General features: G+C 60.5%; 16 protein-coding genes. 7 read left to right on the top strand and 9 right to left on the bottom strand.

Annotated elements, in window-relative coordinates; all coding sequences use genetic code 11:
- Positions 1-23: 23 nt before the first annotated feature.
- The 4 genes from ACMHLQ_RS22060 to zwf form a co-directional block, all read right to left on the bottom strand.
- Positions 24-1,643 carry a long-chain-fatty-acid--CoA ligase gene (locus ACMHLQ_RS22060; RefSeq protein WP_415402813.1) on the bottom strand — a complete coding sequence of 540 codons (1,620 nt, stop codon included), beginning with the start codon at positions 1,641-1,643 and terminating at the stop codon, positions 24-26.
- A gap of 228 nt (positions 1,644-1,871) precedes the next feature.
- Positions 1,872-3,449: a glucose-6-phosphate isomerase gene (gene pgi / locus ACMHLQ_RS22055; protein WP_415402812.1), complete on the bottom strand. Its 1,578-nt coding sequence runs from the start codon at positions 3,447-3,449 to the stop codon at positions 1,872-1,874.
- A 6-nt stretch (positions 3,450-3,455) separates the two neighbouring features.
- Complete coding sequence (gene pgl / locus ACMHLQ_RS22050; protein ID WP_415402811.1) at positions 3,456-4,124, bottom strand: 6-phosphogluconolactonase; 669 nt, start codon at positions 4,122-4,124, stop codon at positions 3,456-3,458.
- Complete coding sequence (gene zwf, locus ACMHLQ_RS22045; RefSeq protein ID WP_415402810.1) at positions 4,121-5,572, bottom strand: glucose-6-phosphate dehydrogenase; 1,452 nt, start codon at positions 5,570-5,572, stop codon at positions 4,121-4,123. The genes pgl and zwf overlap by 4 nt, the downstream gene beginning before the upstream one ends.
- A 198-nt stretch (positions 5,573-5,770) precedes the next feature.
- Between zwf and ACMHLQ_RS22040 the strand changes: the two genes are divergently transcribed.
- Positions 5,771-6,712 (top strand): radical SAM protein, encoded by a 942-nt coding sequence (locus ACMHLQ_RS22040; protein ID WP_415402809.1) that lies wholly within the window; start codon positions 5,771-5,773, stop codon positions 6,710-6,712.
- Between the two features lie 248 nt (positions 6,713-6,960).
- Here the strand turns inward: ACMHLQ_RS22040 and ACMHLQ_RS22035 are convergent, their stop codons facing one another.
- Entirely contained in the window at positions 6,961-7,230 is a 270-nt protein-coding gene (locus ACMHLQ_RS22035; protein ID WP_415402808.1) for an usg protein, read from the bottom strand.
- A gap of 190 nt (positions 7,231-7,420) precedes the next feature.
- On the opposite strand from ACMHLQ_RS22035, the gene gyrA reads away from it, so the two are divergent.
- A complete protein-coding gene (gyrA, locus tag ACMHLQ_RS22030) occupies positions 7,421-10,174 on the top strand; it encodes a DNA gyrase subunit A (RefSeq protein ID WP_415402807.1) in 2,754 nt (917 codons plus the stop codon).
- A gap of 60 nt (positions 10,175-10,234) precedes the next feature.
- On the opposite strand, the gene ACMHLQ_RS22025 is transcribed toward gyrA, so the two are convergent.
- From ACMHLQ_RS22025 to ACMHLQ_RS22010, 4 genes are all read right to left on the bottom strand, one after another.
- The gene (locus ACMHLQ_RS22025) at positions 10,235-10,561 is read right to left on the bottom strand and encodes a hypothetical protein (RefSeq protein ID WP_415402806.1); all 327 of its coding nucleotides are present in this window, start codon (positions 10,559-10,561) and stop codon (positions 10,235-10,237) included.
- A gap of 99 nt (positions 10,562-10,660) precedes the next feature.
- Positions 10,661-12,136 (bottom strand): carboxypeptidase M32, encoded by a 1,476-nt coding sequence (locus ACMHLQ_RS22020; protein ID WP_415402805.1) that lies wholly within the window; start codon positions 12,134-12,136, stop codon positions 10,661-10,663.
- A 1-nt stretch (position 12,137) separates the two neighbouring features.
- On the bottom strand, positions 12,138-13,283 hold the full coding sequence (ctaA, locus tag ACMHLQ_RS22015; RefSeq protein ID WP_415402804.1) for a heme A synthase: 1,146 nt from the start codon (positions 13,281-13,283) through the stop codon (positions 12,138-12,140).
- Between the two features lie 60 nt (positions 13,284-13,343).
- Entirely contained in the window at positions 13,344-14,072 is a 729-nt protein-coding gene (locus ACMHLQ_RS22010; protein WP_415402803.1) for an RNA methyltransferase, read from the bottom strand.
- Positions 14,073-14,304: 232 nt separating this feature from the next.
- Here ACMHLQ_RS22010 and ACMHLQ_RS22005 point away from each other — a divergent pair, with 232 nt between their 5' ends.
- The 5 genes from ACMHLQ_RS22005 to ACMHLQ_RS21985 all read left to right on the top strand — a co-directional run bounded on the left by ACMHLQ_RS22005 (position 14,305) and on the right by ACMHLQ_RS21985 (position 17,913).
- On the top strand, positions 14,305-15,471 hold the full coding sequence (locus ACMHLQ_RS22005) for a tyrosine-type recombinase/integrase (protein WP_415402802.1): 1,167 nt from the start codon (positions 14,305-14,307) through the stop codon (positions 15,469-15,471).
- Positions 15,472-15,654: 183 nt separating this feature from the next.
- A complete protein-coding gene (locus ACMHLQ_RS22000) occupies positions 15,655-15,873 on the top strand; it encodes a hypothetical protein (RefSeq protein WP_415402801.1) in 219 nt (72 codons plus the stop codon).
- A gap of 602 nt (positions 15,874-16,475) precedes the next feature.
- Entirely contained in the window at positions 16,476-16,685 is a 210-nt protein-coding gene (locus tag ACMHLQ_RS21995; protein ID WP_415402800.1) for a hypothetical protein, read from the top strand.
- A gap of 157 nt (positions 16,686-16,842) precedes the next feature.
- Positions 16,843-17,301 (top strand): hypothetical protein, encoded by a 459-nt coding sequence (locus tag ACMHLQ_RS21990; RefSeq protein ID WP_415402799.1) that lies wholly within the window; start codon positions 16,843-16,845, stop codon positions 17,299-17,301.
- Between the two features lie 432 nt (positions 17,302-17,733).
- Positions 17,734-17,913 (top strand): hypothetical protein, encoded by a 180-nt coding sequence (locus ACMHLQ_RS21985; protein WP_415402798.1) that lies wholly within the window; start codon positions 17,734-17,736, stop codon positions 17,911-17,913.
- The last annotated feature ends 56 nt before the right edge of the window (positions 17,914-17,969 follow it).

Raw genomic sequence — 17,969 nt, 5'->3', positions numbered from 1 at the left:
GTTCGCACACCCCCAAGGCGCGCCTAGCCCACCAGCACATCCCCGAACTGATCGCGCAAGTTCCGCTTGAGCACTTTGCCAGTCGCATTGCGCGGCAGCGCGTCGGTGAACACCACCTTGTCGGGCACCTGCCACTTGGCGATCTTGTCGTCAAAGATGGACAGCACGTCAGCCTCGGATGGGCTTTGCCCCTCGGCCGCCACAGCGACCAGCACGGGCCGTTCATCCCATTTCAGATGGCGCGCCCCGATCACGGCAGCATCAGCCAGCGCGGGATGGGCAATGGCGATGTTCTCCAGATCCACCGACGAAATCCACTCGCCCCCCGATTTGATGATGTCCTTGGACCGGTCCTTGATCGACAGATACCCGTCCGCATCCAGCGTCGCCACATCGCCCGTGTGGAACCAGCCATCGGTCAATGTCTCTTCGCGCGATGTCAGGAAGTAGGCGTCGAGGATCCAGTGCCCCCGCACCATCAGGTCGCCCTGGGTCACCCCGTCACGCGGCAACTCGCCCCCATCCGGGTCCACGATCTTCAGATCGACCCCCCAGGGTGGCCGCCCCTGGTTTTCGCGCAGCCGGTGCTGGTCTTCGAGGGGCAGGTCCAGATGCTTGGCCAGCGGCTGGTTGCTCGACCCAAGAGGCGACATTTCGGTCATCCCCCAGGCGTGGATCAACTCGACACCATATTGCTCGCGGAAGGCCGTGATCATCGAGGGCGGGCAGGCAGAGCCGCCCACCACCGTGCGCTCAAGGCTGTCGAGGGAGGACCCGGACTTGGCCGCCTCACCCAGCAGACCCAGCCAGATGGTGGGCACGCCAAGGGCAATGCTGACGCGGTGGGTGTCGATCAGCTTGACCAGCGATGGCCCGTCCAGACCCGGCCCCGGCAGCACCATCTGCGCGCCCACCTGCGCGCAGGCATAGGGTGTCCCCCACGCATTGACGTGAAACATCGGAACCACCGGCAACACCACATCCCGCGCGGAAAAGCCGATGCAATCGCGCGTGTTCGAGGCAAAGGCATGCAACACGGTCGAGCGGTGGGAATAAAGCACACCCTTGGGATTGCCCGTCGTGCCGGACGTATAACACAGGGACGAGGCGGTGTTTTCATCAAAGTCCGGCCAGTCGAAGTCAGGCGCGCCAGTGGCCAGCAACTCGTCATAGAACACAAGCCCCGCAATCTCCTCGGCGGCGGCCTCGTCCCGCCCCTCCATCAGCACGATATGTTCGACACCGGGCAGCTTGTCGCGGATCGCCTTGACCAGCGGGATAAAGGTGCGGTCGATGAACAGCACCCGGTCTTCGGCGTGGTTGATGATATAGACCAACTGCTCGGGAAACAGGCGCGGGTTGATGGTGTGGCAGACAAACCCCGCGCCCGACACGCCAAAATAGATCTCCAGATGGCGGCGGTTGTTCCATGCAATCGTCGCACAGCGCGCCTGCGGCTCCAGCCCCAGCTTGGTCAGCGCATCGCCCAGACGATGCGCGTTGGCGCCGATCTCGCTCCAGCTGGTCGCCTCCACACCACCGCCCGTGTTGACCGAGGTCACCTCGGTCTCGCCATGAAACCGTGCGGCATGATCCACCAGCGACGAGATGGTCAGAGGAAAGTTCATCATTTGGCCAAACATCGGGCGCCTCCCTTGATATGTCAGAGGATCGCCGTGCCCGCGCGCACCCCTTTGGTGCGCACACGTCCTCCCTTGACAGCAACCCTGCCAAGGGGGCGCGCGCCATGCAAGCCTGCGCGCCTCCACATCTTCATTTCGCGAGGTTAACCGCAGGGCGTTTGAGGGACGGCGTCCCTCATTCCACTACCAAATAGCGTGCGCCGACAGGCGCTCAATCAGGTCGGTCTGTCACCCGCGATGACGGTGCAGATAGTCGACCAGCGCTTGGGTCGACCCATCCTTGCCCGTGGCGGGCGCTGTGCCCTCGACCACCGGCTGCAAGGCCGTGGCCAGTTCCTTGCCCAGCTCAACCCCCCACTGATCGTAGGAATTGATGCCCAGGATCACCCCCTCGACAAAGACGCGGTGTTCATACAACGCGATGATCTGGCCCAGCGTGAACGGATCGAGCTTGGGATAGATCAGCGTGGTCGACGGGCGATTACCGGCAAAGACGCGGTGCGCCGCCTGCCGCTCCAGTTCCGCACCCTCGAACTTGTCCGCGACCTTGCTGCGCGCCTCGTCCAGCGACCGGCCCCGCAACAGCGCCTCGGACTGGGCAAAACAGTTGGCGATCAGCAGGTCGTGATGATGGCGCAGATCGGCCTCGTGCCCCTCGCAGGCCACCATGAATTCACACGGGATGACGGACGTGCCCTGATGGATCAGCTGATAGAACGCGTGCTGCCCGTTGGTGCCCGGCGCACCCCAGACAACGGGGCCGCTGTCCACGCTCAGGGGCTGGCCATCCATGCCCACGGATTTGCCGTTTGATTCCATTTCAAGCTGTTGCAGATAGGCAGGCAATTGGCCCAGCCGCTGGTCATAGGGCAGCACCGCGCGGGTGGCATAGCCACAGACCTGCCGATGCCACATGCCCACAAGGGCCAGCATCAGCGGCATGTTCTCTGCCCCTTCGGCCGCGCAGAAATGGCGATCCATCTCCTGCCCGCCGCGGAGAAAGGCGCGAAATCCGTCCGGACCAATGGCGAGCATCAGGCTCAGCCCGATGGGCCCCCACATCGAATAACGCCCGCCGACCCAATCCTCGAACCCAAAGACGCGTTCAGGCGGGATACCAAACGCGGCCGTCTTTTCCTCGCTCGTGGACAGGGCGGCAAATTGCGCCGCAGGATCGCCGCCGTGATCGGCCATCCACGCCCGCGCGGTGCGGGCATTGGTCATGGTCTCGATGGTGGTAAAGGTCTTGGAGGCAACGATGACAAGTGTGGTCTTTGCATCCAGGTCGCGCAGCACATCCGCGATATGCGCGCCGTCCACGTTGGATACGAAATGGCACCGCGGCCCGTCGCGATAGGGCGACAGCGCCTGCACCGCCATGGCCGGACCCAGATCAGAGCCGCCAATGCCGATATTGACCACGTCCGTTATGGCGCTGGCGCGCACCTCGCGTGCATAGGCCTCCATCCGATCCAGCGTGGCCAGCACCTCGGGCATCACATCGACCCCGTCGACCATGACGGGACCGCCATCCAGATTGCGCAAGGCCGTGTGCAGCACGGCGCGCCCTTCGGTCTCGTTGATCTGGGCGCCTGCAAACATCGCATCGCGCCGCTGGGCGACCCCTGCCCGATCCGCCAGCGCCAACAGCGTCTCGCGCGTGCCCGCATCGATATTCGTCTTGGCATAGTCAAAGCGCATGAACTGCGTCTGCACGGCAAAATCGTCTGCCCGGTCTGCATCAAACAGATCGAGGATTGCGCGATCCGCGACCTCAGCCGCGCGCGCCTTCAATGTATCCCACATGGTGTCTTACTCCGCCCAGTGTACTGTCAGGCTGTCCATAACGGCCCTAATTGGCGCTTCTGTGACGTCCATCCCGCGCGCCTGTTCCAAGGCTGCACGCTTTTCATCGCCATAGATGACCAGATGTTTGGCCATTGCACCACCCAGCGCAGGCCCCGAGAAAGATATGCGCGGCTCTTGCCCCGCGACCGTGACCGGCACGACCAACGGCGCATCATCCGCCAGCATCTCTGCCAGCCCCTCGGCGCCGGGAAACAGCGATGCGGTGTGCATGTCCGCCCCCATGCCCAACAGCAGCAGAGAGATCGGCATTTCGCCCGCCAGCCGTTCCGACAGGATGGGTGCTGCGCTTTGCGGCGTTTCACCCGGCTGGTGAAAGGGCAGGAACTGGGCCGCCGCCGCACGGTTCACAAACAGATGCTCCTTGAGCAGTTTCGCGTTCGAGCGTTCATGATCTTCGGGCACCCACCGCTCATCACTCAGCATCACATGCACCCGCGCCCAATCCAGATCGGCAGCGCACAGGCTGTCGAAAATCGGCCCCGGCGTCGTGCCTCCGGGCACCACGAAAGACGCATGTTCATGGACCAACAGGCAGTTTTTCAACTCGCTGGCCAACATGTCGGCCAGACCCATGGCCAGCATTTCTCGATCGGGATAGTCGATGATGTTCATGAAGCCACCTTGCGCCAAACGCGTGTGTCGCGCGCCAGCATCTGCACCGCATCCACGGGGCCTTCGCTGCCGCTGTCATAGGTCTTGGGCACGTCGCCACGTGTCTCCCACCCGTCAATGATCGGATCGGTCCAGGCCCAGGCGGCCTCGACCTCGTCGCCGCGCATGAACAGGGTCTGGTTGCCCCGGATGACGTCCATGATCAGCCGCTCGTAGGCATCGGGCGGATCACTTGCATGATCACCCAACGCATCTGCAAAAGACATGTCCAGCGGCACATCCACAAGGCGCATGCCCCCCGGCCCCGGCTCCTTGATCGTCACGCCCAGCGTGATCCCCTCATTGGGTTGCAGGCGGATCGACAGCACGTTGCGGTGATCCTCCTGCTCGCCAAAGATCGAATGGTTCAGCGCCTTGAACACCACTGTAATCTCGCTGCAGCGCGCCTTCAGGCGCTTGCCCGTGCGCAGATAGAACGGCGTGCCCGCCCACCGCCAGTTCGACACGCCGACTTTCATCGCGATATAGCTTTCTGTGCGCGAGCGTGGGTCATTGACCTCCTCACGGTAGCCTGGCGCGCCCTCTTCCGCCTCGTATTGCCCCCGCACGATATGGTGCGGCTCCACCGGGTCAAGGGCGCGGATGACCTTGAGCTTTTCATCGCGCACGGCGTCCGGATCGAACTTGCTGGGCGGCTCCATCGCAATCAGGCACAAAAGCTGCATCAGGTGGTTCTGCACCATGTCGCGCATGGCACCGGACTTGTCATAATACTCGCCGCGCCCACCAACGCCGACAGTCTCGGCCACGGTGATCTGGATGTGATCGACATACTGGCTGTTCCAGAGCGGCTCGAACAGCATGTTGCCAAAGCGCACGGCCATCAGGTTCTGCACCGTCTCCTTGCCCAGATAATGATCGATCCGGTAAATCTGGCTCTCGTCGAAATAGGCCGCCAGATCGCGGTTCAGCGCGCGGGCGGTTTCCAGATCGCGGCCAAAGGGCTTTTCGACCACAATGCGCGTCGCCTCATCCGTCAGACCATGCAGGTTCAGGCGCTCGGCAAGATCGCCAAACAGCCCTGGCGCAACTGAAAAGTAATAGGCCCGCACAACATCGTCGCGCATCAGGTCGGCCAGTTCGGACCAGCCGTTTTCACCGCGCGCATCAATGGGCACATAGTGCATACGCTCCAGAAACCCGTCGAGCGTGCCATCCTCGCAAGTGAGCACTCCGGCGAATTCCTGAATGGCCTCGCTGACAAAGGTACGATACGCGCTTGTGTCCATTTCAGCGCGGGCAGCACCGATCACACGCGCCTCCGGCGGCATCTGGCCTGCGCAAAAGCGACGAAACAGACCCGGCAAAATCTTGCGACGGGCCAGATCACCGGTGCCCCCAAAGATGACCAGATCAAAGGGCTCGACCGGAATGACGCGCGACACCATGGTATGTGCTCCTTAGTAAATGTTTGCGCAAACATAAGCAGAATCAAAACGGTACTCAACGCAGGAATGGGGTGCGGCCGCCCTTGCGACCATATGCCTATCACAAAGCTGTCAGGCCGTCATTGACCCGCTTTCCACTTGCAGCCCTCTTGCGTAGGTCTAGGGTCGCACCACGCGACCAATGAACTGGACGACCCTATGAAAGACCTCGCCAATCTGGGCAAGTTTCAAGACCCCGACGTGACAGCCAAAGGTGAGGCGCGCGCCAAGGTGGCGCTGAGCAAGCCCGAAACGCTGTGGTTCAATACCGGGACGCTGTGCAACATCGCCTGCACCAACTGCTACATCGAAAGCTCGCCCACCAATGATGCGCTGGTCTACATGACCGCGAACGAGGTGTCGGACTACCTCGACCAGCTCGAGGCGCGCAAATGGAACGTGCGCGAGATTGCGTTCACAGGTGGCGAGCCGTTCATGAACCCCGACTTCCTCGACATGCTGGGCCGCAGCCTCGTGCGCGGTTATGACGTGCTGGTCCTGACCAACGCAATGGCGCCGATGATGCGCCCCGCCATCAAGGCCGGGCTGATCGAACTGGTCGAGACCTACGGGGCCAAGCTGACCTTGCGGATCAGCCTCGATCACCACGCCGCCCACATCCATGACACCGAACGTGGGGTCGGCACCTTTGAAAAGACAGTGCGCGGGATCAACTGGCTGTCCTCCATCGGCGCACGGCTTGCGGTGGCAGGCCGGATCGAGATGGCCGAGAGCGAGGCAGAGGCGCGCAATGGCTACGCTGCGCTGTTTGCGGCCCATGGTTGGGACATCGACGCGCACAATCCCGGCGCCACCGTCCTTTTCCCCGAGATGGACACGCGCGTGGAAGTGCCGGAAATCACGACAGCCTGCTGGGGCATCCTGAACAAGCACCCCGAGGCGGTGATGTGTTCGTCGTCCCGCATGGTGGTGAAACGCAAAGGGGCCGAGACACCGGCGGTGCTCGCCTGCACCCTCCTGCCTTACGATCCGCAATTCGAACTGGGCACGACCCTGGCCGAGGCCGAGCGTGACGTGTCGCTCAACCACCCGCACTGCGCCAAGTTCTGCGTGCTGGGCGGGGCCTCCTGCTCGGCCTGAGCGGGCACGTTTCTGAACGCATCGTTAATGTTGGCGGCAACAGGTTAACACCGCACAAAGGTGAACGGCCGGTTAACGCGCCAGGACAGGTGAAAACGTACAGTTTCGCGCCCAATCTGCGCAGTTCTGCGAAAACAGGCCCAAATCGCGCCCATGTCACCCCCGCGAAAACGTACAGTTTCCACGCCAAACTGCACAATCTGGCTGTCGGGCACGCCCCAACCCGCACCGCACGCCGCGTTCACATTTCAATGCAGCGTGAACTCTCCGGTCACATTGCGCCACTCCCCACTCGCCATCATTTTGCGATGGGTAAAGCGCACGGAATGCAGCGCGCCCTCGATTTCCGCCTTCCAGAAATCGATGAATTTGAACAGGCGCGGATGGTCTGGCGCGATGTCGTAATCCTGCCAGACAAAGGTGTTCAACACATGGGTATAGTCCGGCAATCGATAGAACATTTCCGCCGTGGTCAGCCCATACCCTTTCAACATCAGCTCGGTCTCGGTGTGTGCCATTTTGCACCTCTTTTTGTTGCTCTTGCCCCATCAGAACCTGACACAGATTAATAATCAATAAAAACAGAGCATTAGCACCGAATCCACGCGGCTGCTAACAGCGGGGCCGCTGAGGCATTGCACCTTATCTGCGGTTTCTGATAGACTGAAACGCAACATATAGAGCCACGCAAAGAACGGGCAGAGCCACGTGAACGACACGCCACAACCCCCTGAAAACGATGATGAAATGACGCCACCGGAACGGCCGGCCTATGATGGGCCCACGGTGTCGATCGAACAAGAAATGCGCACGTCCTACCTGGACTACGCCATGTCGGTCATCGTCAGCCGCGCCATTCCCGATTTGCGTGACGGCCTAAAACCTGTGCACCGGCGCATCCTTTACGCGATGCACGAAACGGGCAACACGCACGACAAATCCTACCGCAAGTCCGCCCGCCCCGTCGGCGACGTGATGGGGAAATATCACCCCCATGGTGACTCTGCGATCTATGACGCCCTCGTGCGCATGGCGCAGGATTTTTCCATGTCTTTACCGCTACTTGACGGTCAGGGCAACTTCGGCTCCATGGACGGCGATAACCCCGCCGCCATGCGCTATACCGAGGTGCGGATGGACAAACCCGCGTCCTTTATCCTCGCCGATATCGACAAGGACACGGTCGATTTTCAGGACAATTACGACGGCAAGGACCGCGAGCCAACCGTCCTGCCCGCCCGCTTCCCCAACATGCTCGTCAACGGCGCCGGCGGCATCGCGGTCGGCATGGCCACCAACATCCCGCCCCACAACCTGGGCGAAGTGGTCGATGCCTGCCTGGCCCTGATCGAAGACCCGGATCTGACCTCAGAACAGCTGATCGACTACGTGCCGGGCCCCGACTTTCCCACGGGCGGCATCATGCTGGGCCGCTCTGGCGCGCGAAAGGCCTATCTCGAAGGGCGCGGCAGCGTGATCGTGCGTTCGAAAACGCGGGTCGAGGAGATCAGGAAAGACCGCTACGCCATTGTTATTGATGAGATTCCCTATCAAGTGAACAAGGCCACGATGATCGAGCGGATCGCCGAGGCTGCCCGCGACAAAAAGATCGAAGGCATTTCCCACGTACAAGACGAATCCGACCGCAACGGTGTGCGCGTCGTGGTCGAGCTGAAACGGGATGCGACCGCTGAGGTCGTACTTAATCAACTCTTTCGCTTTACACCCATGCAAACGTCGTTCGGCTGCAACATGCTGGCCCTGAACGGCGGTCGCCCCGAACAGTTGACGCTGCGCCGCTTCCTCACCTCCTTCATCGATTTCCGCGAAGAGGTCGTCGCGCGTCGCACCGCCTTCGAACTCCGCAAGGCTCGCGAACGCAGCCACATCCTGTGCGGTCTCGCCGTCGCCGTCACCAATATCGACGAGGTGGTCGCCACGATCCGCCAATCCGCCGACGCCGCCGAGGCGCGCGAAAAGCTGATGACGCGCCGCTGGCCTGCCGAGGACATCCTGCAATACATCGCCCTGATCGACGATCCAACCCATACTGCGAATGACGACGGCACCTACAACCTGTCCGAAACCCAGGCCCGCGCGATCCTCGAATTGCGCCTCCAGCGCCTGACCCAGATCGGGGTCAAGGAAGTCACCGACGAACTTGAAGAATTGGCAGGTAAGATCAAGGAATACCTCGAAATTCTCGGCTCGCGCGAGCGGATTATGGGCATCATCGCCGCCGAGCTGAGCGAGACGCGCGAGCTGTTCGCCGTGCCGCGCCGCACCGAGATCGTCGACTGGTCCGGCGACATGGAAGACGAGGACCTGATCGAGCGCGAGGATATGGTCGTGACCGTCACCTCTGGCGGCTACATCAAGCGCACACCGCTCGCCGATTTCCGCAGCCAGAAACGCGGCGGCAAGGGCGTCAGCGGCATGCAGACCAAGGAAGAGGACGTGATCACCACCCTCTTCGTCGCCAACACCCACACCCAGCTATTGTTCTTCACCACCGACGGCATGGTCTACAAGCTCAAGACCTGGCGCCTGCCGCAAGGGGGCCGCACCTCCAAGGGCAAGGCGATCGTCAACATCCTGCCGATCCCTGCGGGCGTCAGCATCGCCGCCATCATGCCCGTGGATCGCGATGAAAAGGAGTGGGATGACCTTCAGGTCGTCTTTGCCACCGATCACGGCACAGTGCGCCGCAACAAGCTGTCCGATTTCACCAACGTGAAGGCGAACGGCAAGATCGCCATGAAGTTCGAGGGCGACAGCGAAGGCTGGAAGCTGATCAATGCGCGCATCGCCTCCAACGATGACGACGTGATGCTGGTGACAAATGCGGGCCGCGCCATCCGCTTCCGCGCCGATGATGTGCGGGTGTTCAACTCGCGTGCATCGACTGGCGTGCGCGGGATCAAGCTGTCCGGCGACAACCGCGTCGTCTCGATGTCCGTGATCCGCCATTTCGACGCAAGTTCCGACGAACGCGCCGCCTACCTCAAGATGCGGCGTGCTATGGCAGGCATCGCGGATGATCCCGACACCGTGGACGAGGAAGAAGTTGGCGCAAACACCAATGTCGAGATCGACTACCCTGCCATGTCCGCCGCCGAAAACCTCATTCTGACCATCACGGCAGGCGGCTCAGGCAAGCTCAGCTCGTCGCACGATTACCCCCTGCGGGGGCGCGGCGGCATGGGGGTCACGGCGTGGGATAAGCGGATGCAAACCGGTGATATCGTTGCCTCTTTCCCGGTCGAGATGGACGACCAGATCATGCTCGCCACCTCCAAGGGTCAGTCGATCCGCGTGCCTGTGGACGGCATCAGCTTCCGTTCGCGCAGCGCAGGCGGCGTGCGGGTGTTCAACACCGGCAAGAACGAGGAAGTCGTGAGCGTCGCCTGGATCGCGGATCAGGGCGAGGACGACATCGTTGAGGGTGGCGCAGAGGCCTAACCGCTGCATCACCCTGACTATACAGGTGGCACGGCGCGCAACACGCCGTGCCACGCATTGTTAGTTGGTCGTGGTGGTCGAGGACGATCCAGCCGCCAACAGAACCAGCACCGCACCCGCCGCCAGGGCACCGCCCGCAGACAAAGACCCACCCAGCAACTGGCCGTTCACCACACCGCTCAGGCGTTGGCACCGCCGCACCAATTGCCCACCCAAAGTCTGGATATCGGGACGACAGTTGTAGATTTCCCCATTCGCGCCGGTGATCTGCACACTATAGGTCGGATCGCCGGACGGGCCGTTCACCGATGCCTGGGTGGTTTCCTGCGCGGCCAAGGGGGCGGCCATCAGGGATACGGCCACAGCGGCCAAAGTCAGTTGTTTCATCGTAACACTCCACTCGTTCACAAAAGTGAACCAAGCAGACAGCAGCGCGCGACACCCCAAAAGGGGAATAACGCAGAACTTGCATCAGGTTACGACAGGCTAGAGCGCGTATATGTCACTGAACTTGGCCTTGAGATAGGCCAGCAATGGCTCGGGCCCCGGAGCCTGTCCGCTGGCCTTGGCAATCACCTCGCGTGGCTCGAACAGCCCGCCGTGGCGTTGCAAATTGTCGCGCAGCCATGTGGTCGCCGCCGACGTGTCGCCTTGCGCCAGTTGGTCGTCCAGCCCCGGAACCGCCGCCCGCAACGCCTCGTGCAGGCAGCCCGCATAGACATTGCCCAGTGAATAGGTCGGGAAGTAGCCAAAGAGCCCGACCGACCAGTGCACATCCTGCAACACGCCATTCGACGCCTTGTCGACCGGGTATCCGAAATCAGCGGCAAAACGGTCGTTCCACGCAGCCTCCAGATCGCCCACCTGCAAATCGCCCGCCATCAACGCGCGTTCCAGATCAAAGCGCAGCAGCACATGCAGGTTGTACTGTACCTCATCCGCCTCCGTGCGGATGTAGCCGTTCGAGACGCTGTTGACGGCGGCGTAAAACGCCTCTTCATCCGCGATCCCGAAATCGCCAAACGCATCCCGCATCTGACCAAAAAGCCAGCCGGTAAAGGCGCGGCTGCGCCCGATCTGGTTCTCATAGATGCGACTTTGGCTTTCGTGCACGCCCATCGACACGCCCCGCCCCAGCGGCGTCAACAGGTAGGCGGCGTCGATATTCTGCTCGTAACAGGCATGCCCGACCTCGTGAATGGTCGAGTAGAAACAGTTGAACGGATCATGCGCATTGGTGCGCGTGGTGATGCGCACATCAAGGCCCGAGCCGGAAGAGAACGGATGCACCGCCTTGTCGATGCGCCCATGCGTCATGTCATAGCCAAAGGCCTGCGCCAGCAGCGCGCTCAGCCGCAATTGCGCGGTCTCGTCAAAACTGCCGCTGACCCCTTGCGGCATCGGCTTTTCCAGGATGGCGGCGCGCAACTCTGTCAGTGCCGGGCGCAAGGCCCCGAACATGCCCTCGAGGTCGGCAGCGGTCGTGCCCGGCTCATAATCCGCCAGCATCGCGTCGTAGATGTCACCGCCTGCGGCCAGTGCCGCCCCCTCTTCCCGCTTGAGGTCGATCACCTCGGCCAGAACCGGGGCAAAGGCGGCATAGTCATCCTCGGCACGTGCCTCGGCCCATTTTCCTTGCGCAGTCGATGTGACGCGCGCCAGCGTGGCCGCCAGGTCTGCGGGCACCTTGCTGGCGCGTTCATAGCTGCGGGTGATCTCGCGCACATTGGCGGCGGCCACGGGGTCAAGGGATGCGCCGTTCAGCGCGGCCAGCCACGCGCCCACACGCGGGTCGGTGCGCCGGGCGTGCAGCACACCTTCCATCGCCGCCATCTCTTCGGCACGCTGGGGGGCCGCACCACGCGGCATGATCGTTTCCTGATCCCAGCCCAGACGCCCGGCCACCTGGCTCAGCGCCTGCGTGTCGTGATCATAGGCCATCAACTCTTCATAGGCGGTCATGTCAGGCGCTTCCTCGGATGGATGTTGCAATGGGATAGGCAGACAGGAACCGGGCGCGCAGGATCAGCGCCCACAGGACCACGGCCAGGAATTGGTGCAGGATCGCGACCTGCCACGGGGCACCGTACAGGACGGTCACGATGCCCAACACGATCTGCAAGGCCATCGCCGCCATCACCGCGTTAAAGGCAAAGCGCGTGTTGGCATGGGCCGATCTGCGCCCGCGCAACCAGACCACCACGGCAAAGGCAAACAGCAGATAGCCCGTCACCCGGTGCACGAATTGCACCAGCCCCGGGCTTTCAAACAGGTTGCGCCACCACGGCTCGAGGATAAAGGCGCTGGCCGGAAACACCTGCCCGCCCATCAGCGGCCAGTCGGTATAGCTGCGTCCGGCATCAATGCCCGCCACCAGTGCCCCGATCAGGATCTGGAGAAAGGCAAAGTGCATGAGGCCCGTGGACATCGAAAACAGCTTGGACTCCTTGCTGCGCCGCGCCTGCATCAGGTCCCGCTCGGACCGGCCCATATGGTAGATGTACCAGCCGATGAATCCGAGGATGACAAAGGCAAGGCCCAGATGCGTGGCCAGACGATAGCTCGCCACATCCACCATGCCTTCGCCGCTGGTCACACCGCTGGCCACCATCCACCAGCCAATCGCGCCCTGAAGTCCGCCCAGCACGCCAAGGCCCAGCAGTTTCGGCGTCCAACCGGTCGGAATCTGGCGGCGCAACAGGAACCAGAAAAAGCCGATGGCCCAGACCACGCCAATCACGCGGCCCAGCTGGCGATGTCCCCATTCCCACCAGTAAATCACCTTGAAATCAGACAGTTCCATCCACTGGTTCTGAATGCGGAACTCGTCAATGGCCTGGTACTTGGCAAACTCACTGTCCCAATCGGCGGCGTTCATCGGCGGGATCGCCCCGGTGAACGGGCGCCACTCGGTGATCGACAGTCCGCTATCGGTCAGGCGCGTCAAACCGCCAACGGCAATCATCACGACCACAAGGGTGAACAGCATCATCAGCCAGACGCGGATGGCCCCGCGCGCCCCGCCGCGCCCCTTGTCGATCACACCCGCCTCGACCACCTGTTTCTCGGTGGTTGCGACCTCTTCGAAAATGGAGCGGTTCTTTGCCATGCCAGCCTCGTGCCTCTTGTCAGCGCGCAACCTAGGGCCGGCTGCACCAGAGGTCCAGCGTCAGCCTCGCCTGGCCCAGCGGACCATCTGACGCAGCATGCCGTGCAGGGTCTGCACATCGGCGCGGGTGAGGGGCATCCGGCTCCACATGTTGCGCAGGTTGGTGCGCATGCTGGCCGCCTTGTGCTCGGGAAAGAAGAAGCCCGCCGCGTCCAGCCGCTCTTCGAAATGGCGGGCCAGATGCTCGACTTCGTCGCCCGTCGCCCATTGGGTGCCCGCCATCTCGACCATGCGGTCCGTGACCTGGGCCGAGGCGCGCATCCACTCATACCCCACCAGCAAAACGCATTGCGCCAGGTTCAGCGACGGGAACTCCGGGTTCACCGGCACCGAGATGAGGGCATTGGCCTGCGCGATATCGTCATTCTCCAGCCCCGCACGCTCCGGACCGAACAGCACGGCCACATGCCCGCCCGCCGCCATCCGCGCAGCGGCATCGCGCATCGCGGCCTCGGGGCTCAGCACCTCTTTGGTCAGGTCTCGCTGGCGCGCCGTCGTGGCATAGACATAAGTGCAATCCACCAGTGCGCCTGCCAGATCGTCATGCACGCTGGCCCCGTCCAGCACCCGACCCGCCCCGCTGGCCAGCGCGACAGCAGCCGGGTTGGGCCAGCCATCGCGGGGCGCGACGATGCGCATCCGGTCCACGCCAAAGTTCAGCATCGCACGGGCCGCCGCCCCGATGTTTTCGCCCATCTGGGGCCGTGTCAGCACAAATGTCGGTGTCATGGCCGCCATCTACCCCATCGCCACAACGCACTACAATCCCTTCATTGTTCCCAAAATATGCGCGCCGCAGGCACAAAGTTGCGCCTAAATTTGAGTAAATCTCGCTAAACGCTTCTCAACAAAAATCAACGAAAACGCCTTCTTTTCTTGACGGAAACGGACCTCCCCCACAACAACTCCCAACATCTGTAAACACGCTAAAAACGAGCGACATGGGGAAAGTGGGGAAGAGATGGGGAAGCTCAAAGCGACCGACATTGCGAAACTACCAAAGGGCAAACATACGGACGGCAACGGCCTGCGATACACGACCACAGGGAACGGCAAAGGATCGTGGACAGTCCGATTTTCGGTTAAGGGCACGCCATTTGAGACGGGCTTAGGATCGTATCCGCAAGTGGGACTGTCAGAGGCCCGCACGCGTGCAGCAGAGGCCAGAGCGGCCAAGATGCCCGCCAAGGTCAAAGCGCCATCTGCGGGCGTCACGTTGTCGGATATCGCGGACGAGTGGCTAGACTTCCACACGACCAACATCAAAAACAAGAGCGGACCCGCGCACTATCGTCGGTCGTTTCACAAGGTCATTGTCGCGCCATTTGGCAATCGCCCTTTGCACGACATCACCCCGCAGGAATTGGCACTTCACTTTGAGCCACATTGGAACGGCAAGCGGCATGGACCAATCAGCGACGCATTGGGCAAGCTGAATTTGTTGCTCGCGTGGTACGCGAAAAGGGACATGACAGTGAATGTCGGACTAGTGGACACGGCCCGTAAGCTATTGGGTAAGTCCAGCCATAAGCCAAAGCACCGGAAATCGCTGTACTGGCGAGACGTTCCATACCTCTACGCTGACCTGCCCCACACGATCCACCACGATTGCTTGCGCCTAATCCTGTTGACGCTGGTACGGGTAGACAGCGCACTAGGCGCACGCCACGACGAATTTCATGGCCGACACTGGCACGTGCCACCCGAGCGGACCAAACGCGGCTTGCCGTTCTACGTCCCGAAAACGCCAGCCCTGATCGACCTAGAACAGCGGTGCGCACGAGACTACGGGACAGAGTGGCTATTCCCTGCCGTTCGGCAACGAACGCCAATCTACTACAGCAAGTTTCACGAGATGGTGTCAGAGTTGCCTTATGACTTTCACACGCACGGCCTGCGGTCGTCATTCAAGGCGTGGGCAAAGGCAAACAAGCAAAGCTATGAGACAGCCGAACGCGTCCTGCACCACAAGTTTGGCGGCAGCGTCCAGCACGCCTACGACAACCCGGACAGCACCGACCCAAACCACCTGTATGACGACGCGGAGTCACGCGAATCAATCATGCAAGAATGGTCGAAATTCGTATTAAGTGGAAATAATGTCGCGGTAATAAACCGGGCCGCTTAGAGTTATCGAGACATTATTTCACATTAATTTGCGGATAATATTCGCGCCGATTACTAGTCGGCGCGTTTTTTATTTGGAAATACATGCACTTATTTAGTCGTCTAAGACAAATACGATTTTTGTGTAGAAACGTTCGTTTTTGCGGTGAATGCTTTGCAGGCAATTACTCGAAAGGACGAAAAAATGCCCTCAAACGACCCGCCACGCTGGCTTACGCCAACCGAAGCTGCCGCCGACGCTGGCGTCCACGTCAACACGCTCTACCGCAAAATCAACGAAGGAAAAGCGCCCTATTTTCCAAACGTTGCAGGCCGAAGACAGCTACCGGCTGACGTGTGGGAACAGTACAAGCGCACCGCAATCGTACCTGCCGGATATCGCAAGCCGAAGGTGAAAAAATGACGTCTATCAAAATGAGTTTTTTGAAAATGCCGATTTTTCAATTCGCTACAGGATTTGCGAGGTGGTTCACGGGCAAACTGCCGACACTGTAAAGTACAAGGCGACAATTTTTTGTAGTGGAGAAAGAAAAGGCCCGCCATGTGGTGGACACAGCGGGCCAAATTATTCGAAAGGGGACGGTTGTCGAGACAGTGGCCCTTTCGTCTTAAGCGTTACCACGGGGCTTCCCAAAGCGCAATGCCAGACCGAAAGTACGAAGGCAGGGAATAGGCCACACCAAAGGCTGAAAAGTAGCGTGCGACTTTGCCGGGTAGGTGAACCACGGCAAGGGCCTATAGCGACGGCGACCGACCGACGGCAACGCAAGATCGTGATGGGCATAGGGTCTGGCTTCGGCAATGCCGGGGCTAGATCGACCTATGCCTTTTGCTCAAGCTCTCTCTCTCATGCAACACCCTCTGACACCCTCGAAAAGGTGCTTGGTGCAACCGTTGTATGGAGCGCTGAGCAACCTTTGAAGCAAGCGAAACGCTTGTCTTTACCCCTTTCAAATCACCAAAAAAAATTTGGCCCCAAACGGCCTGCAAAAAGGAGTCGACAAAATGACCCGCAAACTGTCCGCCGGTTCCGCCGAAAGACGCAAAGCGCATTTGGATCAGGAATGGGCGGTAAAAGAAGCGCAAGAACTAGAGCGGATGAACGCCGCAAGACTCCGTAACGCTGACATTCGAACGGTGAAGTTTGTGCCGGTCGATAGCCTTTTTGTCGATGCTGGCACAGTACGGCTGTCACCGGCGGTTGACGACCAATGATCCCCGCCGATCTGCTCCGCTACCTGTCCGGTCCACCGAGCGCGGTGCCGTGTGACGCGTTGGCACATGATGACCTGTTGCGACTGGTCGGAATCTGGCCTGCGTTTGCAGACCACCTTGAAACCACCACCACCCGGCAACAAGAAGGAAAATTGCCATGAAGAAAGACGAATTTGCTTACTGCGCAGCCATGCAGAAGGACCGCTTGTTGCGCGATCTGCAACAGTTAAAAATCGCAACGGACGCTGAACTTGGCGAGGGCACGTTTGATGATCTCAAACGAGACACAACCAGCGATGACGTGACCCGTCCCTCTGAGCGGTTCTACCACTTGCTTATGACCGTCCGACTACCTGAGCGCGCCAAAATCGCGGCGTTGCTTGCGTCGGAGTCGTGCGATGATCGCTTTAAGGCAATTGCCCAATTGTGCGACGTTGTGGCTGACTCTCGGTCGTCGGCGGCTAGCGACTATTGCTTAGAACAGCTTGATCAAATCACCGCACAGCACATCAGCGATTTTCCAGAGTCAGCGCAGGCGGTTGGCTTTGAAGTCGGCCAAGTGTTCAGTGACACGCTAGCCATGAGCAAGACATACAGCCAAATTTTGTCGCGCTGACGGCATTGGTGTCGGGGTGTTCAACAGCCCCGACGCCGCACTCTCAAAACGATCTAATGTCCCCCACTATCACTTTGAGAGAATTACATAAAAGGGCATTTTGCATGCACAAATGGCCACGCCCGGTGTATTTTCGAGTTACAGCTACCGAGGGACGTAAAAATGGCCAGACGCGCGCTACAAGTGGGGCTGCATGGCCCGAAACGAGCTTCCCGCGTGGGAAGACCTGCTACGCACCCAAGGTGCCCTTCTATGGGCCGCTGAGCAGGCCACCTCAGCCCGAAGCGGACGTTGGATACATCGTCTATGAGTTCTACATAGTCGCGACCCCTAATGGTCAGTTCCGTGTGCAGATAAACATCAAGAGTATGTTGCCTTGTCGGCTGTAATGGCCATATTGATCGAACCAAAACAGCCTCTGGAGTAACTATCTTGGATCAAGTGGATCGCATCTTCGTTCTTGAAAAAGAAATAGAACGTATTTTGGCAACAATTAAGTTTGTGGATGAGGAATCTCGAAAAAACCCCGGCCCAGGTTGGGATACGCCCCGGCAGTTGCTTCAAAATGCGTTGGAAGCAAGATCAAGCGAACTCTCTCGCCTTAGGTCTTAGTCCAGCCCGAAGTAGGCATTGGATAGGAATTCTCAACCCGTTTGCGGACAGCCTTC

Origin of the sequence: Tateyamaria algicola (genome assembly GCF_047715485.1) — a bacterium.
GTDB lineage: Bacteria > Pseudomonadota > Alphaproteobacteria > Rhodobacterales > Rhodobacteraceae > Tateyamaria.
Note: the sequence above shows the minus strand (reverse complement) of the source record. Positions and strands in the feature narration are given on the sequence as shown.